The organism is Streptosporangium sp. NPDC003464, assembly GCF_053588315.1.
The window spans coordinates 1-4358 of sequence record NZ_JBSFPS010000447.1; the positions used below are offsets into that span (position 1 = coordinate 1).

General features: G+C 70.4%; 4 protein-coding genes. 2 read left to right on the forward strand and 2 right to left on the reverse strand.

The window, feature by feature from the left end:
• Nucleotides 1-801 (reverse strand): carbohydrate ABC transporter permease (locus ACWDS7_RS46805; RefSeq protein ID WP_451934567.1); only part of this gene is annotated, 801 nt, incomplete at its 3' end.
• Nucleotides 802-1011: 210 nt separating this feature from the next.
• Entirely contained in the window at nucleotides 1012-2394 is a 1383-nt protein-coding gene (locus tag ACWDS7_RS46810; protein ID WP_451934568.1) for an extracellular solute-binding protein, read from the reverse strand.
• Nucleotides 2395-2579: 185 nt separating this feature from the next.
• Here ACWDS7_RS46810 and prcB point away from each other — a divergent pair, with 185 nt between their 5' ends.
• Together prcB and prcA are read left to right on the forward strand one after the other, a co-directional pair.
• Complete coding sequence (prcB, locus tag ACWDS7_RS46815) at nucleotides 2580-3428, forward strand: proteasome subunit beta (protein ID WP_370879724.1); 849 nt, start codon at nucleotides 2580-2582, stop codon at nucleotides 3426-3428.
• A gap of 25 nt (nucleotides 3429-3453) precedes the next feature.
• A complete protein-coding gene (gene prcA, locus ACWDS7_RS46820) occupies nucleotides 3454-4227 on the forward strand; it encodes a proteasome subunit alpha (RefSeq protein WP_306875687.1) in 774 nt (257 codons plus the stop codon).
• Nucleotides 4228-4358 lie beyond the last annotated feature (131 nt).

Here is a 4358-nt window from a genome sequence, read left to right on the forward strand (position 1 = left end):
GACGGCGGCGCCGAAGCCGAGCTGCCCGCCGCGCAGGGCGGTGCTGTAGACGTAGAAGGGCAGGATCTCCGACCGGCCCTCGGGTCCGCCCGCGGTGATGAGGAACGGGGTGAAGTCGTTGAAGGTCCACAGGCTGGTCAGCAGCACGTTGGTGAGCACGTGTCCCTTGATCCGGGGCAGGACCACGTCGCGCAGCTGCTGGAAGGTCGACGCCCCGGCCAGGCGGGCGGTCTCCAGGTGGGACGGGGGCACGTTCTCCAGCGCCGCCGCGTAGAGCATCATCGAGAAGGCGGTGCCCCGCCAGGTGTTGAACACGATGATCGACAGCATCGGGTGGTCGAGCAGCCAGGCCGCGCCGGGGGTGCCGAGCAGGGCGTTGAGCGTGCCGCCGTCCCGGTCCAGCAGGGCGATCCACAGGAACGCCACCACCGATCCCGGCAGGATCCACGACAGCAGCACCAGCCCCTCGACGAGCCGCCGCACGGGCCCGCGCCGGTCGCGCATGATCCACGCGAGGGCGAACCCCAGCCCCGCCTGCCCGATGATCGCCGACCCCAGCACGTACTGCACGGTCAGCTGGAGCGAGTTCCGGAACCGCCCGTCGCCGAGGGCCGTGACGTAGTTGTCGGCCCCCACCAGCCGGGGCTCCGCCGCCGCCAGGCCGGTCAGCCGGTAGTCCGTGAGCCCGAGATAGATCGTCCAGACAGCCGGGAACATCAGGAAAACCCCGATGAGCACGAGCGCGGGCAGCACGAACCCGACCGCCCGCGCCCGGCCCAGCCCCGCCGCGTCGGTGCTCATCGCGACGCTGCGCGTCGCGGCTCGGGTGCTGATAACCGGTGGCTTCCCTCGTCGCTCATCCGCTGTGTTGCCTGCGACGCTGCGCGTCGCGGCTCGGGTGCTGATAACCGGTGGCTTCCCTCGTCGCTCATCCGCTGCGCTCCTTCGCTCCTCGGTCCAGCCACCGGCGCACCCTCGCGGGCTCCTTCGCTCCTCGGTACGGCCTTGGGGTCAGTCGGCGAGGTTGCCGGAGCCACCGACCAGTCCTTCCACTTTGGCCCGGTAGGCGGTGGCGGCCTGCTCGGCGGTCCGGCCGGCGACGACGTCCGCCGTCGCCTCCTGCAGGGCGGCCGACACCTGGGGGTAGACGGCCAGGCCGGGGCGGTAGGCGGTGATCGGCAGGACCTCCTCGGAGATGAACTTCAGCATCGGGTCGGCGGCGAGGACGTCGGCGTTGACGTCGGAGCGGGAGGTGACGCGGGCGGCCCCGGCGAGCTCGGCCTTGACCGCCTCGGCCGAGTGCATGAACGACAGCAGCTCCCACGCCTGCCGGGGGTTCCTGGAGAAGGGGTTCAGCACCCGTACGGCCCCGCCGGACATGCTGACGAAGTCCTGGCCGCGGATCCCGGCGCCGGGCCGCATGGCGGGGATCTTGGCGTAGCCCACCACCCGGTCGCGGTCGGCCATCGGGGCCACGCCCACCTTGGGGTCGATCACCGCCCGCCAGAAGTAGTCCCCCTCGGCGAGGATGCCGATCCTGCCGTCGGCGAACTCGGCGAAGGACTTGTCACGGCCCTTGGCCTCCTGCTGGAGCTTCGGGTCGCCCAGCCCGCCCGCGTAGATCTGCCGGTAGAACCCCAGCACGTCCTTGACCGCCTGGGAGGAGCCGGCCCACTTGCCGCCGGCGTAGATCTCCGCGCCGGCGCCGGCCAGCAGGGGCAGCGCGCCCTGCATCGCGGTCGCCTCGCCCATCGCGGTGCCCGCGTTGAGCTGGATCGGCGTCACGCCGGGGATCTTCTTCAGCGCGGCCCCCGCGTCGAGGATCTCCTGCCAGCTGCCCGGCTGCCACCGCTCCGGCAGGCCGGCCTTCCGGAACAGCTCCCTGTTGTAGTAGAGGACCCGCCCGTCGGTCCCCTGGGGCAGCCCGTACTTCTTGCCGTCGAAGATGCCCAGCCCCTGCACGGCCTGGGGGATCTGCCTCCACCCCTCCCACGTCTCCACGGCCGCCCCGCCCACCTCGGCGAGCGGCTTGACGTATCCGGCCTGGGCGAACTCGCCCACCCAGATCCCGTCGAGGTCGATCACGTCGGCGCCGGTCCTCGACTTCAGATCCAGCGCGACCTTCGTCTTGTACTGCTCGTCGTCCACGCCGTTCGGCTGGAACAGGACGCGGACCTCGTGCCCGGCGGTCTTCTGCGCGGCCTCGAACCGGGGGATGACCCACTGCTTGATCCAGTCGGCGCCGGCCGCGTTCTTGCCGCCGGAGATGGAGTTGGCGGTGATGGTCAGGGTGGTGCCGCCTTCCCCGGCGGGGGCGCCGGAGCCGCAGGCGGGCAGCGTGAGGACGGCGGCGGTAAGTGTCGCAATCAGGACCGGTCGGCGGAAGAGTCTCACGGTGACCTCTTCTTGGGGGTTAGGCATGTCACGACAACTCGACAATTACACGGGCTTACCCGGGCGTAAAGATTCAAAGATCCGATCGGAGGTGGTTCGCGCTGAGCTGATCCAGGGAAGTGCAAGCAGCACGGCAAGATGAGTAAGGTCGGGCCTTAAAGGACCGCACCTTTGGAGGGAGTCGCGTGGGATCGCACAGGGACCTGCCCGCCGGCATGGTGAATCACATCTTCACGAACAGCGGCATTTCCTCGTTCACCGAGTTCGTCGGCTCCTACGCGCCGGACTTGTTGCCCGGCCGGAACGAGGCCCTGGCCGCGCCGGTCGGCGACCGGATTCCCCATGCCACCACGATCGTCGCGGCGACCTGCGCGGGCGGTGTGGTGATGGCCGGTGACCGCCGGGCGACCTCGGGCAACATCATCTCCCAGCGGGACATGGAGAAGGTGTTCCGGACCGACGACTACTCGTGCATGGGCATCGCCGGGGCGGCGAGCACCGGCATCGAGATGGCCCGGCTCTACCGGGTCGAGCTTGAGCACTACGAGAAGATGGAGGGCCGCACGCTCTCGGTGGCGGGCAAGGCCAACCGGCTCGCCACCATGATCCGCGGCAACCTCGGCATGGCGATGCAGGGACTGGTCGTGGTGCCGCTGTTCGCCGCCTACGACCCCGAGATCGACGGCGGCCGGATCTTCGGCTACGACGTCGGAGGCGGCCCCTACGAACAGCAGCAATACCATTCGATCGGCTCCGGCTCGATCTTCGCGCGCGGCGCCCTGAAGAAGCTCTACCGGGAGAACGCCTCGCCGGAGGACACCGTGCTGGCGCTCATCCACTCGCTCTACGACGCCGCCGACGACGACTCGGCGACCGGCGGCCCCGACGTCACCCGCAAGATCTGGCCCGTCGTCGCGCTGATCACCGCCGACGGCTTCCGCCGCCTGTCCGACGACGAGGTGGCCGGATACGTCCAGACCGTCATCGACGAGCGGATGAGCTCCCCCGACGGCCCCGCCGCCCCGCTGCGCTAACACGAGAGGAACACCCCAGGTGTCCATGCCTTTTGGATATGTCTCGCCCGAGCAGCAGATGCGGGACAAGGCGGACTACGCGCGCAAGGGGATTGCGCGGGGCCGTAGCGTCGTCGTTCTGCAGTACGAGCACGGCATCTTGTTCGTCGCCCCCAACCCCTCGCGTGCCCTGCACAAGATCAGTGAGATCTACGACAGGATCGGGTTCGCCGCGGTCGGTCGCTACAACGAGTTCGAGGCGCTGCGGCTCGGCGGCATCCGCTACGCCGACATCAACGGCTACAACTACGCCCGCGACGACGTCACCGCGCGGGGCCTGGCCAACCTCTACGCGCAGAACCTCGGCCAGATCTTCACCGAGTCGATGAAGCCCTTCGAGGTCGAGATCGTGGTCGCCGAGGTCGGCGACTCCTCCGACGAGGACCACATCTACCGCCTCACCTTCGACGGCTCGGTCTTCGACGAGACCGGCCTGGTGGCGATGGGCGGCCAGGCCGAGGCGGTCGCGGGCCGGCTCAAGGAGCGCTACCGCGACGGCCTGCCGCTGGCCGAGGCGCTGGAGGCGGCGCTGTTCGCGCTGACCGAACCGGGTGGCGAACGCTCCCCGGCGAGCCAGCTCGAGGTCGCGGTGCTCGACCGCAACCGGCCGCACCGCAAGTTCCTGCGGCTCACCGGCCCGAGGCTGGAGCGGCTGCTGGCCGAGGGGGCCGGGGCGGCCGCGCCGGCTCCCGAGCCCGGGGCGGCCGATGCTCCGCCCACCGCCCCCGAGGGGGAGATCGACACCGGCTCGGGCGGCTGACCACGCGACGGCGAGCGCCGCGCCCCCGCGCGGGGGCGCGGCTCGGTATCCACCAGCCCGACTACACACTCGGCGCCGTCATCGCTGTCGCCCACCTGGCCAGCATCCACTCCTGCGAAGGCCGGTGCTCG